This is a genomic window from Enterococcus salsurae (assembly GCF_054784955.1).
The window spans coordinates 447,871-467,979 of the sequence record NZ_BAAHWY010000002.1 but is presented as its reverse complement, the minus strand read 5'-3'; the positions used below and the strand labels follow the sequence as shown (position 1 = coordinate 467,979).

Below are 20,109 nucleotides of genomic sequence, written 5' to 3'. Positions count from 1 at the left end.
AATAGCAATGACAGAATATAGCAATAACAATTTCGCAGATATCACTTTCGGTCGGAAATCCGTTCGTGTATACGATGAAACATACAAAATCTCCCATGAAGAAATGTTGACCATGATCCAAGAATCAACGACCGCCCCATCTTCAGTCAACATGCAGCCATGGCGCTTTGTCGTAGTAGAAAGCGAGGAACAAAAAGCCAAATTAAAACCGTTGATCCGCTTCAACGTGCGACAAAATGACACTTCATCGGCCATGGTCTTGATATTCGGCGACCTGCAATGTCATGAATTAGGCGAAGACATCTACAACAAAGCTGTAGCAGAAGGCAAAATGCCCGCAGAAGTCAGAGATCAGCAATTGGCAGCAATCATCCCGCATTACCAAAACCTAACGACAGCACAAATGAATGATGTCGTGAAAATCGACGCCAGTTTAGCAGCGATGCAATTCATGCTAGTAGCTCGTGCCCATGGCTATGAAACCAATCCAATCGGTGGTTTTGAAGCCGATCAATTGGCAGAAGCATTTGGTTTAGACAAAGAACGGTATGTGCCAGTGATGATCTTGTCAGTTGGGAAAGCCAAAGAACTAGGTTATGAGTCCGTACGTTTAGACGCAGCACAAATCACCACCTTTTTATAAAATCAGTATTGGAGGCACAGACAATGGAAATCATCAACGCCGTATTTTATATCAAAGAAGACCAACGGGCAGCATTTATGGCAGCTGTTGAACCTTTATTGGTTTCTGCTAGAGCAGAAGCAGGCTGTCACGGCTATCATCTCTACGAATCGACGGAAGAACCCAATCGCTTTGTAATGGTGGAAAAATGGGCCGATCAAGCCGCAATCGACGCCCATAACCAAACAGCAGAATTGCAACACTTATTTAAGAAAATGCCTGAATTTGCAGCCAAACCGACTGAAATCACGGTCACCCATCAAGGAGAATAAACATGAATTTACTTAGCTTGATACTCATCGTTCTTGTTGCTGTTGAATTTTTTTATATTTTGTATCTAGAGACATTTGCTACGACGTCAGTCAATACTGCAAAAGTGTTCAATCTGAAGAGGAATGAAGGCAGTCAGCCGATCGTACAGACATTGTTTAAAAACCAGGGGGTCTATAATGGCTTGATTGGTGTTGGTTTATTATATAGTGTCACCTTTGCGCATGCCCAATTGGAAATCGCTCGATTGTTATTAATTGGTATCATTTTAGTTGCTGCATACGGTAGTCTGACCAGCGACAAGAAAATCATTTTGACCCAAGGCGGCTTAGCAATATTGGCATTGATCACGACTTTTTTCTAATGTTTGCTGTCTCATTTGGCTGGAACCAAGAAATAAAACTGAGGTGACCCATGATCCAAATCAAGCAAATCACAGAAGCAACCCAGCAAGATATCCGCATCAAAAACCAGCCTTTCAAACTTTGGGGCAAAATGATCCCGACCTATATCAACGAAACGTGGAACCATTCAATCGAGCGGTTACCATCTGACCAAATAAGGGAGATGTGCTTTCCGGATGAACAGTATGACTATCAGCAGATGCAGTCTAATACCGTCTTCTTCGGTGCTTATGATCAAGACACATGTATTGGATTAGCGGTGGTGCAGAAAGGTTTCTTCAACTACGATTACGTGTATGATCTGAAAGTTGATCAAGCCTATCGGAAGCAAGGCATTGCCCAGATGCTGATAGAAGAAGCTGCTGCATGGGCCAAGGATCATGGCAAACAGGGATTGTATACGATCGGGCAAGACAACAATGTGTCGGCCTGTTTGTTCTATCTGAAAGCTGGTTTTCGGATTGGCGGTCTGGATACTGAAGTCTATCGTGGCACGGTTCAAGAAGACAAGAAGGATATTTTGTTCTATCTTGATGCTAAATAAGCAAAAAAAATAAGCACTAGGCTTATTTTTTTTTGCGGAATAAATCTTGATCTGGGTCTGTATAGTAATCTGGATTCAACTCATCATCGATCGATACACCGAACAAGGAAACCAGGCTAGGCACGATACCCAGCAAGCCAAGAACTACCGCGATGGGCAGATAGATCTTTTTCTTCTTGTACCAAGGTTTTTTTTCCATAAAGCACACACCTCTCTTAGTCAAAGACAAGCAACATTAGTTATTTGAGTTTTTGTGCCGAAGACGCTGATAAAATTTGACCACTAAATCGATCGCAAAGAAAATAGCAAGCAACATCAAGAATTGATTGAACATCTGGATGATTGGTAATGAACCTATTGTATATGTGCCAAACAGGATGTCTATGGCATAGTAAACGATGATGAAAACCAAGGCAGTAAGGATATTGCGCATGATATTGTTCATGAGGACCTCCTAGAATATGTGACGTCTGTTCAAAGATTGATGATACCGTTCACAATTGGCGGCATCATAGGAGAAAAGACAGTGCCGCAACCATAACGATGATCCCTATGATTTCACACAACGATTCAACCAAACGACTGCTGTTTTGTAGAAAGATCGGATAAACTGGTTTGCCACTCAACCAAGTGCTCCCACCATAATCCGGTGGATAAATTGAATTGAACAAAGTACTGATCATTGCCAACGCAATCCCTTGGCTAAAGTCATCAGCAGTGATCAAATACAGCGCAAAGGACAAAACCAGCAAATGGGTGATACGCAAATAACGCACATGTTTTAGTGTAATAGCCACGGAACAGCCTCCGTTTCTTTGGTGTGTTTAAGTTTAAAAAATTATGTTAAAGATTATAAATGAATAATAACAGAAAAACCCGAATAAACAATCTAAATCATTCCATGTGACAAGAATGATAGCGGAAAGACAAAAAAACGACCCACCAATAAAGAGGTCGTTTCGCAAAAGAATCATGATGATCGAGGTACCTTTTCACAAAGAAAAATGATACGATAGCAGTATCAACGGTTGTCTGGACGCAAGCTTGTGGCTGCGAACAAGGCCTTGACCAAAATCGGGGTCAAAATCGCAGCAGTGATCACTTCAGAAACCCCATTGGTCAAAGCAATACCACCTAAAGTCACAAACAACGCGGACGTATCAACACCGTATGTGTTGGCCACCAAACCGGTATATAGAAGGCCCATCAGGGATAGAACCAATACCGTATTGGTGATCGTGCCAAAAATCGCTGCCACGATCGAAGCTGCCACCACTTTCTTGGTCTTCTTATAAATGATCGTGAAGAGCAGACCTGCGACCAAGCCAACCAAGACCCGTGGCACCACCGAAATGATCGGATTGGTGAAAACCGCGATATCCAAAGGCGTGGTAGGGGAAGTAAACGCACGGAAAATCGTGAATAAGCCCCAGATCAAGCCGATGAACATGCCATCTTTGGTTCCCAGAACAACGGCCGCTACGATGACCGTCACATGGATGATGGTTAAGCTTGTGATTCCAATCGGGATATACCCGAGAAAGGGAACCATTGTTTGTAAAATAATAATTGCAGTCAGAATGGCACGAATCACCAACCGATACGTTTTGCTTTTTGTATTCATAGGAACACTCCTTTTGATATAAATGACACTCGTGTCATTTAGTGGTAAAGTGATTATACAATAGAATGACACGTGTGTCATTAAAAAAGTTGCGAAAGGAGAAAGATGTGCATGACACATGCTGAACCGGTGAAAGCGAAAGACAAGAAACAACAAAAACGCGAGTCCATCATTGAAAGCGCGAAAGTCGTATTCAGTAAAAAAGGGCTGATCGATGCTACCATGAAAGATATTATCGAAGAATGCGGCATTAGTCGCGGAGGAATCTATCTTTATTTCAACTCAGTAGATGAAATTTTTTTGGCCGTCATCGAGCAGCGTTCTCAGCGCAAGTTTGATGATGTGCGGGAGATGATCACGGCGCAAGTGCCTTTTGAAACGATTTTGGACAAATATTTTGCGGATCATCGCGATCGCTTGCTTCACAGCATCTCCGATAGTATGCTGCGGGCAATGTATGAATATTACTATACCCATAAGACAATGGCATCGCGTTCACTGCAAGAAGCGCAACTGACCGAAACCAAACGGACGATCCATGAGATTTTCCAAGTCGGTGTCGCTCAAGAGGTCCTGCGCGATGAAGACCTAGAAATCATTGCTGAAAACTACATGTTCGTGATCGAAGGGCTAGGGATCCTGGCATTGACCGGGCATTTGAGTCAAACGACCATCGACAACCAAATCGCTATGATGCGTCGACTCTTGCCGTATCGCGAATAAAAATAAAAAAATGCCGCTATCTGTTAGAAACAGATGGGGCATTTTTTGTGCTCAGCTTGTCATCCTAGTGAAATCTAGAACATGATTTATTTATTGTTTGACGACATTATTTGCTGGACGCTTTGTACGCAAAGCAAGATGCAAGTAGGGATCAAAGGATAAAGACTAGAAGAAAAACCGTTTAATTTATTAAATAACGTGTATTTTATAATGTAATCAAATTGTTAATCAGCGCTGATTGGGTTTCGTTGAAATATGTGTTAAACTTATAGATGTCAAAATGATTTAAAAAATTCTTTTATTTTGAATTAAAGGAGGAAAAATGAAGAAAAAACTCATCACTTCTATCTGTTTGTGTGGTTTGACACTGACACTTTTTGCAGGGGCAACAGACGTGTCAGCGACTGATTTTGATCAAATGATCCAACAAAAAAATAACGAGATCCATCAATTGCGGACACAACGTCAAACAGTCCAGCAACGGATCACGGATCTCACGAACGAGATTGCTACGATCAATCAAGAAGCACAAGGGTTATTGGCAGAACAAGAAGCTTTGTATACAGTGATCGATCAATTAGCAGAAGATATCGCAGAATTACAGGTCAGGATCGATAAGCGTGCGGCAAATATTGAAGAACAAGCACGGGAAACGCAAGTCAATGGGAAAAGTGATCAATTGTTGCATGTTGTTTTAGATGCGGATTCTATTAGTGATTTTGTTGGTCGGCTTCATGCCATGACGACGATCGTTCGGGCGAACAATCAATTGATCACCCAGCAAAAGCTGGATCAAGAAGATTTAGCACGTAAACAAAGCGCGTCTAAGGACAAAGTGGCTGTGCTCCATGCGACGCAAAGTCGTTTAGAAGCGCAAAAAGGGGAAATCGAGGGGAAGCAAGCCGACCTCAATGTTGAAGTCAGCACGCTGGCTTATCAAGAGTCGTCAAAAGAAGATGAAAAGCAGCAGCTCAAAGCAGAAAAAGAAGTCTTTGAGGCGGAGCAAGCGCGCATCCGGGAAGAAGCCGCTCAAGCGGCCGCAAGGCAAGCCCAAATCGAAGCGGCACAGGCAGAACAAGAAACTAGTCTGGCCGTGGTTGATGTAGTTGAACCGACTGTTGAGGAAGACATGGACGCAGCTGGAGCAGATCGTGATAGGGCTGCCGACACGCTAGAAACTGTGCAGCCTGCGGCACCAGCCGACACACCGCCAGTTGATGCGCCTGAAGAAGCACCTGCGGCACCGGCAGGACCTACACCGACACCGGAACCGGTCGTCCAAAGACCAGCAGCACCAACACCGGCACCCGCGCCTGCAGCCAATGGATCCGCAATCGTTGCCGAAGCCTATAAGCATATAGGCAAGCCTTATGTATGGGGTGGCAAAGGCCCAGATGCATTCGATTGTTCTGGATTTACCCGTTATGTTTACTTGCAAGTGACTGGGCGCGATATTGGCGGTTGGACTGTCCCGCAAGAATCAGCTGGTAGGGTGATCTCTGTAGGCGAAGCCCAAGCAGGGGATCTTCTGTTTTGGGGCAGTGCCGGCAGTACCCATCATGTGGCGATTGCGCTTGGCGGCGGACAATATATCCATGCCCCAAGACCTGGCCAAACGATATCGGTGGGTTCAACCAGCAATTGGGCACCTAGTTTTGCAGTACGTGTGCACTAGTACCAACAAGAAACGATAACGGTCAAACACTGTTGTCGTTTTTTTTAAATCATCATAGACAAAAAGGAGTAAAAAATGGAAAGCAGAAAAACAATCAAAAAACGACTCAGACGACAGAAAAACAGCATCTTATATAGGAAAGGCATGGCATTGACAACCATTTGCGCCACGACGATTCCCATGGTACCGTTGACTGTTTTTGCCAATGAAGATACAGACCCAGCATCTCGTGTCCATGTGGTCGAACACGCTGCGGATGATAGCAGTCTGCAAGCAGAAGAGGCAGTACTGAGCCAGCCAGAACAAGACGTTGAGATAGAGGAAACCGAAGATGATCTGTCAGAAGGCGATCAAATCCGCGCTGTGGTGGAAGACGATACACCCACGACAGATCCAGAGATCATGCCAGAAGATTTCCCTCCTTTAGTGGAAGAAGATCAATCGATGGTCCAAGACCAGCCAACAGTAGATCAGGGGCAAGTATTGCCTGCGGAAGATTTGACCAATGCCCGTTCTGCCAATCCGCAAGCCTTTATTCAGCAAGTCGGACCGATGGCACAGCAAGTGGCCAGTGCCAATGATCTCTATGCATCTATCATGATTGCGCAAGCGATTCTTGAATCTGGTTGGGGCCAATCCCTGCTTACGCGCCAAGCCAATAACATGTTCGGCATCAAAGGCAGCTATAATGGCCAATTTGTCGAGATGAAAACACTGGAAGATGACGGCAAAGGCAACTTATATGAAATCGTCGCTCGCTTCCGCAAATATCCTTCCTTACATGAGTCTTTTGAAGACAATGCCCATGTATTGCGGACAACCTCCTTTACACCAGGCGTGTTTTTCTATTCTGGTGCTTGGCGGTCGAATACCTCTTCTTATCGGGAAGCAGCCCAATGGCTCCAAGGTCGGTATGCTACAGATACAACCTATGCCAGCAAGCTGATCAACTTGATCGAAACCTACAACTTGACCCAATATGACAGTGGCAGTTCTGGCGGAGGCAATACTGGCAGCGGCAATGGCTCAACCAATAACCAGGAGACAGCCATCAACCAGCAATTTCGGACCACAGCCGCTTTGAATATCCGTAGTGATGCCTCGACAAGTGCCAGTATCACCGGTTCTTTAGCGAACAATGCAACGTTCCAAGCTGTTGCCAGCAAAACGGGTACCAGTGTCAATGGCAATACCACTTGGTATCGGATCAATGGACGCGGCTGGGTCAGTGCTGCGTACGTTACGGCTGTCAATAACAACCAAAACAACCAAGAAACAACGATCAATCAACAATTCCGCACGACGGCAACCTTGAACATCCGTAGTGATGCCTCGACAAGTGCCAGTATCACCGGTTCTTTGGCCAGCAATGCGACATTCCAAGCTGTAGCCAGTAAAACGGGTACCAGTGTCAATGGCAATACCACCTGGTATCGGATCAATGGACGCGGCTGGGTCAGCGGTGCTTACGTAACAGCAGTGAATAACAATACCAGCAACAACCAAGAAACAGCAATCAGTCAACAATTCCGTACGACGGCGGTCTTGAATGTTCGGGCAGACGCTTCTACGTCTGCGCGGATCACCGGGTCACTGGCACGGGCAGCGACGATCCTAGCCACCGCCCGCAAAACCGGCACCAGTGTCAATGGCAACACTACCTGGTATCGCATCAATAATGGTTGGGTCAGCGGTGCATACTTGCAGTCTGTATCAAGCAGCACCAATTCCAATAAAACGTATACCGTCAAATCAGGCGACACGTTATGGCAAATCGCCAACAGCAATGGTATTTCTGTGAATCAATTGATGTCATGGAATAATCTTAGCAGTTCATTGATCATGGTCGGGCAGCGTTTGGTCGTGGCGAAATAGCATAACTAGAAAAAAAGGAATCGACCAAGGCGGCGATTCCTTTTTTATGACAGAAAACAGTGAATCACATAGGTATCTCACCGAAGAAGAGGTATACTACTTCTATACCTATCTGTTGCAATACAAATGATGTCGTATGTAGGAGGCACCCATGCAAACATTTAATGTAATCGTCTTATTGTTCTTTATGTACAGCTTTATTGGCTGGTTATGGGAAACGATTTATTGTTCCTTGAAAGCCGGGCATTTTGTCTATCGCGGCTTTTTGATCGGTCCGATCACGCCAATCTATGGATTTGGTATTCTTGGTGTGGTCTATTTATTGAGACCCATCCATGGTACAACCGTTGGCTTATTCGTTGCCGCAGCACTATTGGTGACCGTTTTAGAATATGGCACCAGTTACTTGCTGGAACGGTTCTTTCACGCCTCTTGGTGGGATTATAAGGATGTACCTTTCAATATCAATGGTCGCGTCGCACTGCCTATATCGATCTTTTGGGGCGCATGCTGCGTGTTGATCGTCCGGGTAGTGCATCCCGTGCTTTTGCACCTGGCAGCAAATGTGTCGTTGACGATCGGTTTTTTATTGCCAGTGGCCTTGTTGATGCTGCTTTCCTTTGATTTGGGCTTGACCCTTGCCAACATGGCTGGATTCCAACGGGCTGTCAAACGAATGGAACAGGAACTCGAACGTCAAAAAGCGTCAGCGGACCACTACATCGAAGCCATGACGGACAAACGCCAGAATTGGCAAGAACGGCTGCAAAAAGTGCCAGCGGAATGGCGCGAGTTGAAAGAAACCTTGCCAAAACTCAATTTTCAACAAAGAAGAATGCTAAAAAACTTTCCACAACTCAAAGTAGAAAATATTACAAATCTCCAAGAACTCAAAAGTTTTATCGAAGAATTACGCAAAAAATAAGCAGTTTGTTACAATTTTGTTACAACGGCAAGAGAATGATTCATGCGATGATCCTTCACTTACTTGACCGTCTTTATAAAAATTTTACATTTATCCGCATCACTAGCTGATTTTGTAATAAATTGTAAAATCTCTGCAACAAAACTCCCTTGCTTAATTTGTATAATAGAAATGTTGGAAACCAAAGTGAAAAGTGAGGGAATTTTTTGAAAGCCAAAAAACTAAGAACAATGATCGTTGCCTTCGTGGCAGCAGGGACCGTTGCTCCGATTTTTGCGCAGGCTGAATCATTGGAATCACTGCAAGAACAAGAAAGTACCATCATGCAGCAAAGCCAAGCAATCAGTGCGGAAGTACAAATCGCTTTAACTGATGTCAATAAAACTTACAGTGAAGTAGAATCGCTAAAAGCGCAAATCGCAGAAAACGAAGACACACTGGCTCAAACCAAATCAGATATTGCCACCGCGCAAGACACCATTGAGAAGCGGGAAGCTGTCGTTGCAGAACGAATGAAAGACATCCAAGTCAATGGCGGGGCAACACGCGACTGGACAGTCTTGTTGGAATCAGCCAATATCCAAGATTTCATCAATCGCGCCTACGCGATGACCATGCTCCAAAACTTAGAAAAAGAAAAAATCGAGTCCTTGTCTAACGAGAAAGAAAAACTAGAATCGCTGCAAGATAAAGCCGAAGCTACGCAAACCAGCTTGACTGCTGATCAACAATCTTTGGAAGAACAAGCCAAAGCGTTATATAGCAAAATCAGCAATTTGCAAGCACAATTGAAAGAAAATGAATCAACCTTGGCACAGATCGCTTCTAGCAAAGAAGCTGAAGAATCACGCTTGGCTGCAGAAAAAGCAGCAAAAGAAAAAGCGGCTAAGGAAGCGGAACAAAAAGCCAAAGATGAAGCGGCAGCTGCTAAAGCTGCTGCCGAAGCCCAAGAAGCTGCCAGCAACAGTTCTTCTGACAATGCAGGATCATCCAGCAGCAGTGCTTCTTCAAGCAGCAGCACATCAAGCAATACGTCAAGCAGCACCAACGAGTCATCCAGCAGCAATACCAGTAACACCAGCGATACCAATAATATAGGATCAACCAGTGGCAAGACGATGACGATGGAATCAACCGCTTATTCGTATGCTGAAGCAGGCGCAAGCTATTTCACTGCCAGCGGGACAGACTTGCGGAAGAATCCGATGGCGGTTGCTGTCGATCCAAGCGTGATTCCTTTAGGCACACTCGTGAATGTTGAAGGCTACGGTGTAGCTTTGGCGCTTGATACAGGTGGGGCGATCAAAGGCAATATCATTGATGTGCATTTTGATAATAAAGAGCAATGCATCCAATGGGGTCGCCGCCAAGTCAAAGTAACGATCTTAGATTAATCAATGATTGTAGAAGACCTTTTCTAATGGGTCTTCTTTTTTTGCGCAATAAAAGAACCGACTTAGCTACCTGAAAATAAATTGGGATATACCAATTATATGGTTGCACTTTATTTTTTTATTTCGTCACAGGCTAGATGTGAGGAAGAGAGTAATCACTGGCACATTTAATATGTGAAAAAGCATATTCATCTGAATAGATAACCCTAGCTCCGTGTTGGTAAGCGAATTCAATGTGGGTAGGATAACGTCATCAATGTGCATAAAATGAGAGGGAATAGTTGGTTACATCCGTCATCAATGGAAAATGAACATCTATCGCATGAAAAAAATATTAAAATAGATTGACTTTTTCTACAGTACATTTTATATTCACTTTGTTGTTGTTAAAAAATAATCTAACTAAGAATCAGGCTGATTGCTTAATTATTTATTTTCGGCTATACAACATGGTATTTTAGTTCCTTGTTTCGCGAGAGCAATCAAAGCGATGAAGGCGTGGAGGGGGAAATCAACGTGAGAGTAAAGAAGAATGATTTTGATAAACTGATGTATCAAGCAAAGTATCTGAGCTATTATTATTCGCTATTGGTCAATGATCAGTTATCCAGTGATGAAGCAAAAGCGAACGAACAAACATTGGTTTTCCTTGTCGAAAATGAGATTGCGCGTCAAATAAGAAAACGGGCCAAATACAGCAAATTGTTGCGGTCTTACCGCATTGCGCCAACGGATGAAGCATACCTTGCGCAGATCACCCGCGTCACCGATTTTTTTGCACACTTAGAAGCCGATAAGTTGATTCCGAAAAATTATCTGGATGACTAAAGGCATTTGGGAAGTAAAAAGGAACCGAAAGCCTTCGCATAAATAAATAACCTAATCAATTTTAATGGGTTTTATAAACAAATGTCATTGACAATCTCAAACGAACAACATAAAATTTATTTGATTCCACAAAATAAATTAGTGATTAAATAAATATGGTAAAAGAAAATTTAATCTTCTTGGAAGAAAGAGAAGGTTTGGTGGAAACAATCCATATAATAGGTAAGAAGTAGAGCGTACGCAAAGTTAAAATCAACGAAAAATAGTGTGTAAGACCGCTACTCGTAGGGAAGAGCAAGGATAACACGAGACGTTGATACAGCCCGTCAGCTTAGAAAGATCAGGCACAAGTGATTCTTCACATATAGCGCATCTATCTATCTAATGCATGCAACCAGATGGACTATTTTTTTTGGTTTATTTATAACAAAAGTCATACAATTCAAGCCGAATACTATTCAAATTACATACGGTTTTAATAGAAATATCACAAATAACCTTTCCTTGAAGGCTGTTTTCTCTTATAATAATATAGAATTGCCTTGTCTTTTTTCTGGACAATGAAGGCAGATTTTTTGTTTCAGCACAATTGAATTAGGGAGTGTGTTCATGGGAAAGCCGTTATTTAAGACTTTGACCGTTCTGATCGTGGGTATTGGAGCGGTTGCAATCTGTTTGTTGGGATACAGGCAGAATAACCAAAAGCAATACGAGCAGCGGGTGGCTTATGCGCAAACAGCCATTGCCGCAGAGAAAGACAGTTTAACGAGCATTGCTGATGAAATCAGCCAACTATACAGCAATGACGACCAAACTTTCTTAAAGAAAGATTTGACTGAAGATGATGTATCCAAACTGGTCGCTAAATTAGCAGCAGTCAAAGTTTCCGCTGATGACTATGGCATCGAAGATGATGCGCTTCCGAGTGAATCGACAGAGATCCAAGAGCAAAAAGCGGCCTTAGATGACCAACTGAAAGATGTAGAAGCGAAAATCAAAGTCCAATCTGCAGCTGATGCATTGTTCACAAAAGGTGTCTCAAACTGGCAAAAAGCCGAAAATGATGTCATCATTAAAGGAGACTTGAAAGATACAGATGTCGGCAATGTCCGAGAAAATCTGAATTTCTTCGATGACAGCGCTTGGAAGGAATTGGTAACAACCTACTTAGGCTACGCAGATGCCCAATTAGATCGTATTGCAAACTTAGATGAAAGCTTCAAGAGCATGCTGAAAGACGATGTCGTGACGAGTGAAGTCACATTGGATAAATACCTAGCCGTCGTTGACAGTATCAGCCAAGTCCGTAACGAAGAGTTGAAAGAGAAATACACCAAATTGGCAGATTCAATCTCAACACAAATGGGCTATGGCTATTACAGCAATACGACCACATCGACAACCACAGAGACCTATTCTGACACCTATAGCGAATCAGATACAGGGACGGATACAGGTTACTAATTGATAGGTATTCAATGGAGGAAAAAACATGTCAAAAGGAAAAAAGATTTTTTTGATTATTTTCGGAATTGTGGCAGTCATCGTGATCGGGATCGTCGGTGTCGGCGCGAAATTGTATATGGATCTTTCAAGTTCGATCCAGAAGACCTATGAGTCGGTAGAGCGGGATCAGGATGAAACCAAACGAGAAACAAAAGTTGATTTATCTCAAGAAGAATCGTTTTCTGTCCTTCTAATGGGGATCGACACTGGAGATTTGGGCAGAGTCGATCAAGGACGTTCTGATACAATAATGGTTGCCACAGTTAGTCCAGAAGACAAGCAAACAACGATCGTTAGTATCGCCAGAGACACATACGTGGATATCGTTGGCTATGGCACCCAAGACAAAATCAACCATGCCTATGCTTTCGGTGGTGCTGCAATGTCTATGAATACCGTTGAAAAATACTTGGATATTCCGGTTGACCACTATATCTCCATCAATATGGCTGGTTTGAAGGAACTAGTTGATGCTGTAGGTGGGATTGAAGTAAACAACGATTTGACATTTTCACAAGATGACTATGACTTTACAATTGGAAAAATAGCTCTAGATGGAGATCAAGCATTGTCTTATTCAAGAATGCGTCATGAAGATCCGAATGGTGATTATGGCCGACAAGAACGTCAGCGTAAGATTGTTGAAGGAATTGCCAAAAAAGTACTAAGCTTTGATGGTGTCAGTCAGTACCAGAGCATCTTAACCGCCGTAGAAAGCAATATGAAAACCGATATGAGTTTTGATGATATGCGTACGATTGCCCTCAACTATCGAGATGCCTTTGGTACCGTCAAACAAGACCAATTGCAAGGTGAAGGCTTCATGCAAGACGGCATCTCTTATCAACGTGTCAGTGATGATGAACTTGCTCGTGTACAAAAAGAGTTGAAAGAGCAATTGAACTTAGATAACGAATAGGAAAGTGGAGAAAAAATGGAAGAAACGATTAGTTTAAAAGAGATTTTCGAGATTCTACGCAAACATATCACGACAATTTTGATTTCAATGTTTGCTGGACTAGCATTAGCAGGAATTGCCACATTTTTTGTGATTACACCAAAGTATAGTTCACAAGCGCAATTGATCGTGACACTGCCTCAGACTGAAACAACCAATGCGAATGACGTCAATACAAATTTGCAAATGATCAACACCTATAAAGATATGATTGTCAGTGACTTAGTATTGAATGAAGTCAAAGATCGTTTAGAGACTGAAAACAATGTGAAGATGACTGCCGGGGAAATTGGCGATGCTATTGCAGTTAATCAATCACAAAACTCGCAAATGTTCTCCATTCAAGCGACAAGTACAAATGCTGTCACTGCGCAACAAATTGCCAATACGACGTCACTTGTATTCCAAGAAAATGCTAAAGATGTCATGAATGTCGATAAAATTTCGATCGTCTCAAGTGCGGTAGCAAGTTCTTCACCTATATCGCCGAATAACAAACTGAATTTGGCTATTGGATTGGTTTTAGGCATCATGGTAGGGGTTGGTTTGGCCTTCTTATTAGAATTGTTAGACCGAACAGTCAAAGATGATAAATTTGTCACTGATACACTTGGCTTCACAGTATTGGGAACTGTGCCGCAAATGACACAAAAGGAATTAAACGCAACGATTCAAAAGAAACCTGCGGCACCTTTGCTAAAAAAATCCAATAACGATAAAACGGCAGAATCTCGCCGTAGCCGTTCAAGAGTATAGGAGGAAATCATTATGGCTAAACAAACAGAACGTAAAGGGACAGAAACACATGCGGTCAGCTTGATCACATTGGTTGATCCTTCGTCTCCTATCTCTGAGCAATACCGGACGATTCGAACCAATATCCAATTCGCTTCTTCAGCAGATCGACAAATTAAAACGATAGTCATCACCTCATCTGGTCCAGGAGAAGGGAAATCAACAACCTCAGCGAACTTGGCCGTTGTCTTCGCCAAGTCTGGTCAACGGGTGTTACTGGTCGATGCAGATATGCGCAAACCAACAGTATATAAAACTTTCAACTTGAATAATGTAAGTGGACTAAGTACGGTGCTTAGCACATCAACAGGTGTGCTTGAGGTAGCTCAAAAAACAGTTATTGAAAATCTGTCCGTTTTAACAAGTGGACCAAAGCCACCTAATCCTTCTGAGTTGCTAGGTTCAGCTCGTATGAATCAAGTCATTGAGGAATCGAAAAATCTGTATGATGTAGTCATCTTTGATATGCCGCCTGTAGTTGCTGTGACAGATGCTCAGATCATGGCTTCTAAAGCAGATGGTACTATTGTGGTGGTGAGAGAAAATATTTCTCGCAAAGAGTCTCTAAGCAAAGCCAAAGACTTGTTAAACATGGTACAAGCGCGTGTCTTAGGAGTTGTCTACAACGGTGCAGAGCACAGCAAAGATTCAGGATACTATTACTATTACGGAAATTAATGGATAGGGGACAAGTGAAATGATCGACTTACATTGCCATATATTACCAGGGATTGATGATGGCGCAGAAAATTTGGATGCCAGTATTGCGATGGCTGAGAAAGCCATTCACCAAGGCATTACCCACATTTTGTGTACACCGCATCATAACAACGGAAAATATAGCAATCCTAAGTCGGAAATCATTTCACTGGTCTCTTTTTTGCAATCAGAATTAGATGATCGCAACCTTCCTTTGACGCTAATGGAGGGGCAAGAGGTTCGGATCACAGGGGATTTGATTGAGGATATACGACAAGATAATATTCTATTTACAGATTTGGACAACACGTATATTTTGATAGAATTTCCTACAATGGAAGTACCAATCTATACTGAACAAGTATTTTTTGAACTCCAGCAATTGGGTAAGATACCGGTGATCGTTCATCCTGAAAGAAATGCCCATTTTAGGAAGGACCCTAACCATTTGATTCCTTTTTTGGAGCAAGGTTGTTTGGCACAGCTTACGGCACCAAGTTATGTGGGGACATTTGGCAAAGATATTCAAAAAACGGCTAAAACCATGGTTGAACACAACTTGGTTCAGATGATGGCTTCTGATGCTCATGGCGTAAAAAAACGTACTTTTTATATGAAAGAAGCTTATGAACAGATTGCCAAAGATTTTGGACAAGACAAAGTGAAAAAAATGCAACAAGTCGCCAAAGACTTGATCAACGGGGATCCAGTAGTGTATCCCTCATATATTTCGGTAAAAAAGAAAAAGTTTGGACTATTTTAGGGGGCTTTTGGGTTGTTTGAGTTAACAAGACGAAGAAAAATCGCCACATTGATTCTTGTGGATTGTTTGTTATTGGTTATTGCGAGTATTGCAGCGTATTTCTTTATGAAACCATTTGTATCAGTTCCTATGTCATATATGTGGCAATCTATTTTGTTCATAATCGTTTTTTATTTGTTTTTTGGTTCATTTTTCCGCGTCTTTTCACGAATCAACCGATACACCAATCTTAGTGAAATGATTGCGATATTTCTAGCATTGACTTTGAGTGCTCTGGCAAGCATTATTGTGTTCTTCTTTGGAGAAGAAAATTACAGTTTGCGCATGGTCACTTTTAGCTATTTTTTATCCCTTTTTTTGATCATCACTAGTCGCTTAGTGTGGCGATTATATATTGAGAAAAAAAATAGTCACTATGGAGAAAGTGGTTCTGCAAAGAATACGTTGATCATAGGAGCGGGTGAAGGCGGACGGATTCTTTACAACAGTTTCTTAGGCTCGAAGACAGCGAATGAAATCAATGTGATTGGATTTGTGGATGATGATCCTAACAAAAAGAATACCTATTTGTCTGGCAAGAAAGTATTAGGTTCAATTCAAGATTTACCAAACCTTATCAAAAAATTCGATATAAAAATGACCACGATTGCAATTCCCTCTTTATCTAATAAAAAGTTGCGAGAAATCTTTGAAGCAATCGAACCGTTGCATGTGAAAGTCAATACTATGCCTTCTATGGAAGAAATTGTTTCTGGAAAAGTCAGTATGTCACGATTGAAGAAAATCGATGTTGTTGATTTATTGGGGAGAGATGAAGTCCAATTAGATATCGAAGCAATCAAAGATCAAATTACGGATAAAGCCATTTTAGTCACAGGTGCAGGTGGGTCTATTGGCTCAGAAATATGTCGACAAGTGATTCGTTTTAATCCTCGCCAATTGATTTTGTTAGGGCATGGAGAGAATTCTATCTACTTAATTGAACGGGAACTAAGAAATACATTTAGACAAACGGAAACGCAGTTGATTCCTTTGATTGCAGATGTGCAAGACCGAGAAAGAATAATTGAGATTATGAATGAATATCAACCAGATATTGTCTATCATGCTGCAGCTCATAAACATGTACCTTTAATGGAATATAACCCTAGAGAAGCAGTGAAAAATAATATTTATGGCTCAAAGAATGTCGCTGAAGCCGCAAAACAGGCTAAGGTAAAGAACTTTGTTATGGTCTCAACGGATAAGGCAAATAATCCGCCGAATGTCATGGGCGCAACGAAACGCATTGCAGAGATGATTGTGACGGGATTAAATGAAGAAGGTTGCACAAAATTCTCTGCCGTTCGCTTTGGGAATGTACTAGGCTCTAGAGGAAGTGTGATTCCAGTCTTCCGCGAACAAATTGCGAAAGGTGGTCCTATCACTGTTACTGATTTTAGGATGACACGGTACTTCATGACGATCCCTGAAGCAAGTCGCTTGGTTATCCAGTCAGGGGCACTGGCTAAAGGTGGGGAAATTTTCATTCTGGATATGAGTGAACCTGTGAAAATCGTTGATTTAGCCAAAAATATGATTCGATTAAGTGGATATAGCGAAGATGAAATCGAAATTATTGAGACAGGGATTCGACCTGGCGAGAAATTGTATGAAGAATTACTTTTAGACAAAGAGCGAAACGATCAAGCCGTCTTTGATAAAATATTTGTGGGGAATATTACAGGATACTCAATTGAGGAAGTCCTTCGGTTCGTAGAGAATTTATCTGAAGATAACCGACAATTAGCCAAAGAAATTGTAGCTTATGCCAATGCTTCAAATAAATAGGAGTGAGTAGAGTGTATCAAAAATTTTTCAAACGGGGTATCGACTTTGTTTTGTCTCTTATAGGGATCATTATGTTATCACCTGTTTTGATTGTTATATGCATTGCAATCAAATTAGATAGCAAAGGACCAATTATTTTTAAGCAAAAAAGAATAGGAAAAAACAAGACCCATTTTAATATTTATAAATTCCGGACGATGAAGATTGACACACCAAAAGAAATGCCTACCCATTTGTTGGAAGACCCTGATATATTTATTACAAAAGTAGGCAAATTCCTGCGAAAAACAAGTTTAGATGAGCTGCCACAATTGTTTAATATTTTAAAAGGTGAGATGGCTGTCATTGGTCCGCGTCCGGCATTGTGGAATCAATATGATTTAATTGATGAACGAGATAAATATCAAGCGAATGCTATCAGACCAGGTTTAACTGGATTAGCTCAAATTAGTGGTAGAGATGAACTGGAAATTCATCACAAAGCTAGTTTTGATGGATATTATACGAGTCATTTATCACCCTCGATGGATGTAAAATGCTTTTTAAAAACTGTGATATCAGTTTTTAAAAGTTCGGGAGTTGTTGAAGGTGGTACAGGAATGATAGAAAAGGAGGACATTGAGTGAAACGAATCTTAATAACTGGAGCAAATAGTTATATCGGGACCTCCTTTGAAAAATGGATGGAACAGTTCGGTAGTGAATATCATATTGATACTCTTGATATGCATGGTGAATCATGGAAAAAGAAAAATTTTTCGGTGTACGATTCAATTTTTCATGTTGCTGGAATTGCGCATTCAGATGTTTCAAGAGTAGATAATGAGATAAAAAAATTATATTATCAGATAAATTGTGATTTAACCCTTGATGTTGCAAAAAAGTATATTCGTGATCTTGATGGTAAATCTGGTCAGTTTATTTATATGAGTTCAATAATCATATATGGTGAGGGATCAAGCGTTTTAAAAAAGCGGGTAATTACACCAGATACAGCGCCTAACCCATCAAACTTTTATGGTGATAGTAAATGGCAAGCAGAAGTAAAACTCAATGAATTAGAAGCAGAAAACTTTAAAATTGCCATTTTAAGACCACCAATGATTTATGGCGAAGGAGCAAAAGGTAATTATAGACTGTTAGTGAAAATTGCACAAATTACATGGTTTTTTCCGGATATTAAAAATGAACGATCTATGCTGAATATAATTACCTTAAACAAATACATCAAAGATTTAATTGATTACAAGAAAAAAGGAATTTTTTTTCCTCAAGAAAAAGAGTATATAAGAACCAGTCATTTAGTTAAAGAAATTGCTAAAAATAATGGAAAATCATTAAGACTTTTTACGGGATTAAATTGGGTAATATACATTTTAGGATTCTTCCCTGGAAAAATTGGAAGACTGGTGAATAAAGCCTTTGGGAATCTAGTATATAGTCGTTGACAATGGAAGGAACTTAAAATGAAGAAAGCTTTAATAGTAGCTTCAGTAGCTTCAATGATAGAACAATTTAATATGGAAAATATACAGATTTTACTTGACTCAGGATACGACGTAACTGTAGCTACTAATTTTATTAATCCCGGTACAATAACTAAAGAAATTGTCAAAGAATTGAAAATTAAACTTACCAGTAAAAATGTAAAAATGATTCAAGTTGATTTCCCACGTGGATTTGGGTCGTTGAGACGGAATATGAAAATTATTTCTAAGTTGAAAACTATTTCTAAAAATAACTATAATTTAGTCCACTGTCATTCTCCTATTGGTGGGGCATTAACTAGAATTGCGTTTAAAAAGTCAAGAACAAAAGTCATATATACTGCACATGGGTTTCATTTCTTTAAAAATGGGCCAAAATTAAGTTGGTTTTTGTTTTATCCAATTGAAAGATACCTTGCGAAATATACGGATATTCTTTTAACAATAAATAGCGATGATACAAAGATTGCAGAAAACTTTAGTTCAAAAAAAGTTATCCAAATACCTGGTATAGGATTCGACTCAAGTAGGTTTAACAATAAAAAAAAATCTAAAACATTAGAAGAGTTAAATTTAGATAATATTGAAAATAAAACTATTATAGTATCTATTGGAGAATTAAACAGCAATAAAAATCACATTACCGCTATTAGAGCTTTATCTGAAATCGATAACAATTTTCTTTATTTAATAATAGGGAAAGGTAATAATTCTGAAGTGTTAAATTCTGAAATAAAAAACCTAGGATTAGACAATAAAGTTAAACTGATGGGTTATTGTGCCAATGTAGAAGATTATCTAAAAATAGCAGATTGTTCAATTTTTATTTCTAAAAGAGAAGGACTAGGAATGGCCGGATTGGAAAGTTTAGCGAGTGGAGTACCACTAATCTCGAGTTGGGTTGGGGGGGTTAAGGATTATACTGTAGATGGCTTTACGGGTTTTACAGTAAATGATCCAACGAATGTTAATCTAGTTAAAGCAGCGATTAATAAATTTTTATCATTAAGCGAAGAAGAACGAAAAAAAATGTCTGAGCAATGTATATTATCTGCAAGTAAATATTCAGATACAAATGTAAATAGAATAATGCTAGATATTTATAATAGTTTTGACCAGTAAAAATAA

Annotated in this window: 23 protein-coding genes; 19 read left to right on the top strand and 4 right to left on the bottom strand. The window is 40.7% G+C overall.

From position 1 onward, the window contains the following. The first annotated feature begins 7 nt into the window (after positions 1 to 7). Genes ACYVRS_RS06530 through ACYVRS_RS06515 form a run of 4 tightly spaced genes read left to right on the top strand, consistent with a single transcriptional unit; the run spans position 8 to position 1,900 of the window. Complete coding sequence (locus ACYVRS_RS06530; protein WP_313539321.1) at positions 8 to 643, top strand: nitroreductase family protein; 636 nt, start codon at positions 8 to 10, stop codon at positions 641 to 643. Between the two features lie 23 nt (positions 644 to 666). Beyond that, positions 667 to 954: a putative quinol monooxygenase gene (locus ACYVRS_RS06525; protein ID WP_313509377.1), complete on the top strand. Its 288-nt coding sequence runs from the start codon at positions 667 to 669 to the stop codon at positions 952 to 954. A gap of 2 nt (positions 955 to 956) precedes the next feature. Continuing rightward, a complete protein-coding gene (locus ACYVRS_RS06520) occupies positions 957 to 1,316 on the top strand; it encodes a DUF1304 domain-containing protein (protein WP_312540512.1) in 360 nt (119 codons plus the stop codon). Positions 1,317 to 1,366: 50 nt separating this feature from the next. Then, positions 1,367 to 1,900 (top strand): GNAT family N-acetyltransferase, encoded by a 534-nt coding sequence (locus tag ACYVRS_RS06515; RefSeq protein ID WP_461202984.1) that lies wholly within the window; start codon positions 1,367 to 1,369, stop codon positions 1,898 to 1,900. Between the two features lie 22 nt (positions 1,901 to 1,922). Here ACYVRS_RS06515 and ACYVRS_RS06510 read toward each other — a convergent pair whose 3' ends face one another. The 4 genes from ACYVRS_RS06510 to ACYVRS_RS06495 form a co-directional block, all read right to left on the bottom strand. Beyond that, entirely contained in the window at positions 1,923 to 2,099 is a 177-nt protein-coding gene (locus ACYVRS_RS06510) for a hypothetical protein (RefSeq protein WP_313539327.1), read from the bottom strand. 36 nt (positions 2,100 to 2,135) lie between these two features. Beyond that, positions 2,136 to 2,345 (bottom strand): hypothetical protein, encoded by a 210-nt coding sequence (locus ACYVRS_RS06505; protein WP_461197764.1) that lies wholly within the window; start codon positions 2,343 to 2,345, stop codon positions 2,136 to 2,138. 64 nt (positions 2,346 to 2,409) lie between these two features. After that, a complete protein-coding gene (locus tag ACYVRS_RS06500) occupies positions 2,410 to 2,697 on the bottom strand; it encodes a hypothetical protein (protein WP_054116173.1) in 288 nt (95 codons plus the stop codon). A gap of 224 nt (positions 2,698 to 2,921) precedes the next feature. Next, complete coding sequence (locus tag ACYVRS_RS06495; protein ID WP_313539333.1) at positions 2,922 to 3,524, bottom strand: ECF transporter S component; 603 nt, start codon at positions 3,522 to 3,524, stop codon at positions 2,922 to 2,924. A 111-nt stretch (positions 3,525 to 3,635) separates the two neighbouring features. Here ACYVRS_RS06495 and ACYVRS_RS06490 point away from each other — a divergent pair, with 111 nt between their 5' ends. The 15 genes from ACYVRS_RS06490 to ACYVRS_RS06420 all read left to right on the top strand — a co-directional run bounded on the left by ACYVRS_RS06490 (position 3,636) and on the right by ACYVRS_RS06420 (position 20,103). Next, a complete protein-coding gene (locus ACYVRS_RS06490) occupies positions 3,636 to 4,247 on the top strand; it encodes a TetR/AcrR family transcriptional regulator (protein WP_461202983.1) in 612 nt (203 codons plus the stop codon). Positions 4,248 to 4,569: 322 nt separating this feature from the next. Then, positions 4,570 to 5,922 (top strand): C40 family peptidase, encoded by a 1,353-nt coding sequence (locus tag ACYVRS_RS06485; RefSeq protein ID WP_461202982.1) that lies wholly within the window; start codon positions 4,570 to 4,572, stop codon positions 5,920 to 5,922. A 75-nt stretch (positions 5,923 to 5,997) separates the two neighbouring features. After that, complete coding sequence (locus ACYVRS_RS06480; RefSeq protein ID WP_461202981.1) at positions 5,998 to 7,797, top strand: glucosaminidase domain-containing protein; 1,800 nt, start codon at positions 5,998 to 6,000, stop codon at positions 7,795 to 7,797. Between the two features lie 151 nt (positions 7,798 to 7,948). After that, entirely contained in the window at positions 7,949 to 8,722 is a 774-nt protein-coding gene (locus ACYVRS_RS06475) for a putative ABC transporter permease (RefSeq protein WP_461202980.1), read from the top strand. 206 nt (positions 8,723 to 8,928) lie between these two features. Next, the gene (locus ACYVRS_RS06470) at positions 8,929 to 10,116 is read left to right on the top strand and encodes a 3D domain-containing protein (RefSeq protein ID WP_461202979.1); all 1,188 of its coding nucleotides are present in this window, start codon (positions 8,929 to 8,931) and stop codon (positions 10,114 to 10,116) included. A 516-nt stretch (positions 10,117 to 10,632) separates the two neighbouring features. Beyond that, positions 10,633 to 10,944, top strand: a complete 312-nt coding sequence (locus ACYVRS_RS06465; protein ID WP_461202978.1) for a hypothetical protein — start codon at positions 10,633 to 10,635, stop codon at positions 10,942 to 10,944. 609 nt (positions 10,945 to 11,553) lie between these two features. Then, positions 11,554 to 12,408: a hypothetical protein gene (locus tag ACYVRS_RS06460; RefSeq protein ID WP_461202977.1), complete on the top strand. Its 855-nt coding sequence runs from the start codon at positions 11,554 to 11,556 to the stop codon at positions 12,406 to 12,408. 28 nt (positions 12,409 to 12,436) lie between these two features. After that, positions 12,437 to 13,369 (top strand): LCP family glycopolymer transferase, encoded by a 933-nt coding sequence (locus ACYVRS_RS06455; RefSeq protein WP_461202976.1) that lies wholly within the window; start codon positions 12,437 to 12,439, stop codon positions 13,367 to 13,369. Between the two features lie 15 nt (positions 13,370 to 13,384). After that, on the top strand, positions 13,385 to 14,164 hold the full coding sequence (locus ACYVRS_RS06450) for a YveK family protein (RefSeq protein ID WP_461202975.1): 780 nt from the start codon (positions 13,385 to 13,387) through the stop codon (positions 14,162 to 14,164). 12 nt (positions 14,165 to 14,176) lie between these two features. Beyond that, complete coding sequence (locus tag ACYVRS_RS06445; protein WP_461202974.1) at positions 14,177 to 14,881, top strand: CpsD/CapB family tyrosine-protein kinase; 705 nt, start codon at positions 14,177 to 14,179, stop codon at positions 14,879 to 14,881. A 19-nt stretch (positions 14,882 to 14,900) separates the two neighbouring features. Continuing rightward, a complete protein-coding gene (locus ACYVRS_RS06440; protein WP_461202973.1) occupies positions 14,901 to 15,665 on the top strand; it encodes a tyrosine-protein phosphatase in 765 nt (254 codons plus the stop codon). Between the two features lie 12 nt (positions 15,666 to 15,677). Then, entirely contained in the window at positions 15,678 to 17,495 is a 1,818-nt protein-coding gene (locus ACYVRS_RS06435) for a nucleoside-diphosphate sugar epimerase/dehydratase (RefSeq protein ID WP_461202972.1), read from the top strand. 71 nt (positions 17,496 to 17,566) lie between these two features. After that, complete coding sequence (locus tag ACYVRS_RS06430; RefSeq protein WP_461203129.1) at positions 17,567 to 18,121, top strand: sugar transferase; 555 nt, start codon at positions 17,567 to 17,569, stop codon at positions 18,119 to 18,121. Further along, the gene (locus ACYVRS_RS06425) at positions 18,118 to 18,942 is read left to right on the top strand and encodes an NAD-dependent epimerase/dehydratase family protein (RefSeq protein WP_461202971.1); all 825 of its coding nucleotides are present in this window, start codon (positions 18,118 to 18,120) and stop codon (positions 18,940 to 18,942) included. Before ACYVRS_RS06430 ends, ACYVRS_RS06425 begins: the two co-directional genes overlap by 4 nt. An 18-nt stretch (positions 18,943 to 18,960) precedes the next feature. Then, entirely contained in the window at positions 18,961 to 20,103 is a 1,143-nt protein-coding gene (locus ACYVRS_RS06420) for a glycosyltransferase (protein ID WP_461202970.1), read from the top strand. Positions 20,104 to 20,109: the final 6 nt, after the last annotated feature.

What these genes read in the sequence shown, in the direction of transcription:
- ACYVRS_RS06440 (WP_461202973.1), top strand. Translation starts at nt 14,901, where the DNA reads ATGATCGACTTACATTGCCATATATTACCAGGGATTGATGATGGCGCA.
- ACYVRS_RS06515 (WP_461202984.1), top strand. Translation starts at nt 1,367, where the DNA reads ATGATCCAAATCAAGCAAATCACAGAAGCAACCCAGCAAGATATCCGC.
- ACYVRS_RS06530 (WP_313539321.1), top strand. Translation starts at nt 8, where the DNA reads ATGACAGAATATAGCAATAACAATTTCGCAGATATCACTTTCGGTCGG.
- ACYVRS_RS06495 (WP_313539333.1), bottom strand. Translation starts at nt 3,524, where the DNA reads ATGAATACAAAAAGCAAAACGTATCGGTTGGTGATTCGTGCCATTCTG.
- ACYVRS_RS06505 (WP_461197764.1), bottom strand. Translation starts at nt 2,345, where the DNA reads ATGAACAATATCATGCGCAATATCCTTACTGCCTTGGTTTTCATCATC.
- ACYVRS_RS06490 (WP_461202983.1), top strand. Translation starts at nt 3,636, where the DNA reads ATGACACATGCTGAACCGGTGAAAGCGAAAGACAAGAAACAACAAAAA.
- ACYVRS_RS06480 (WP_461202981.1), top strand. Translation starts at nt 5,998, where the DNA reads ATGGAAAGCAGAAAAACAATCAAAAAACGACTCAGACGACAGAAAAAC.
- ACYVRS_RS06510 (WP_313539327.1), bottom strand. Translation starts at nt 2,099, where the DNA reads ATGGAAAAAAAACCTTGGTACAAGAAGAAAAAGATCTATCTGCCCATC.
- ACYVRS_RS06455 (WP_461202976.1), top strand. Translation starts at nt 12,437, where the DNA reads ATGTCAAAAGGAAAAAAGATTTTTTTGATTATTTTCGGAATTGTGGCA.
- ACYVRS_RS06475 (WP_461202980.1), top strand. Translation starts at nt 7,949, where the DNA reads ATGCAAACATTTAATGTAATCGTCTTATTGTTCTTTATGTACAGCTTT.
- ACYVRS_RS06460 (WP_461202977.1), top strand. Translation starts at nt 11,554, where the DNA reads ATGGGAAAGCCGTTATTTAAGACTTTGACCGTTCTGATCGTGGGTATT.
- ACYVRS_RS06445 (WP_461202974.1), top strand. Translation starts at nt 14,177, where the DNA reads ATGGCTAAACAAACAGAACGTAAAGGGACAGAAACACATGCGGTCAGC.
- ACYVRS_RS06525 (WP_313509377.1), top strand. Translation starts at nt 667, where the DNA reads ATGGAAATCATCAACGCCGTATTTTATATCAAAGAAGACCAACGGGCA.
- ACYVRS_RS06420 (WP_461202970.1), top strand. Translation starts at nt 18,961, where the DNA reads ATGAAGAAAGCTTTAATAGTAGCTTCAGTAGCTTCAATGATAGAACAA.
- ACYVRS_RS06450 (WP_461202975.1), top strand. Translation starts at nt 13,385, where the DNA reads ATGGAAGAAACGATTAGTTTAAAAGAGATTTTCGAGATTCTACGCAAA.
- ACYVRS_RS06430 (WP_461203129.1), top strand. Translation starts at nt 17,567, where the DNA reads ATGTTATCACCTGTTTTGATTGTTATATGCATTGCAATCAAATTAGAT.
- ACYVRS_RS06520 (WP_312540512.1), top strand. Translation starts at nt 957, where the DNA reads ATGAATTTACTTAGCTTGATACTCATCGTTCTTGTTGCTGTTGAATTT.
- ACYVRS_RS06485 (WP_461202982.1), top strand. Translation starts at nt 4,570, where the DNA reads ATGAAGAAAAAACTCATCACTTCTATCTGTTTGTGTGGTTTGACACTG.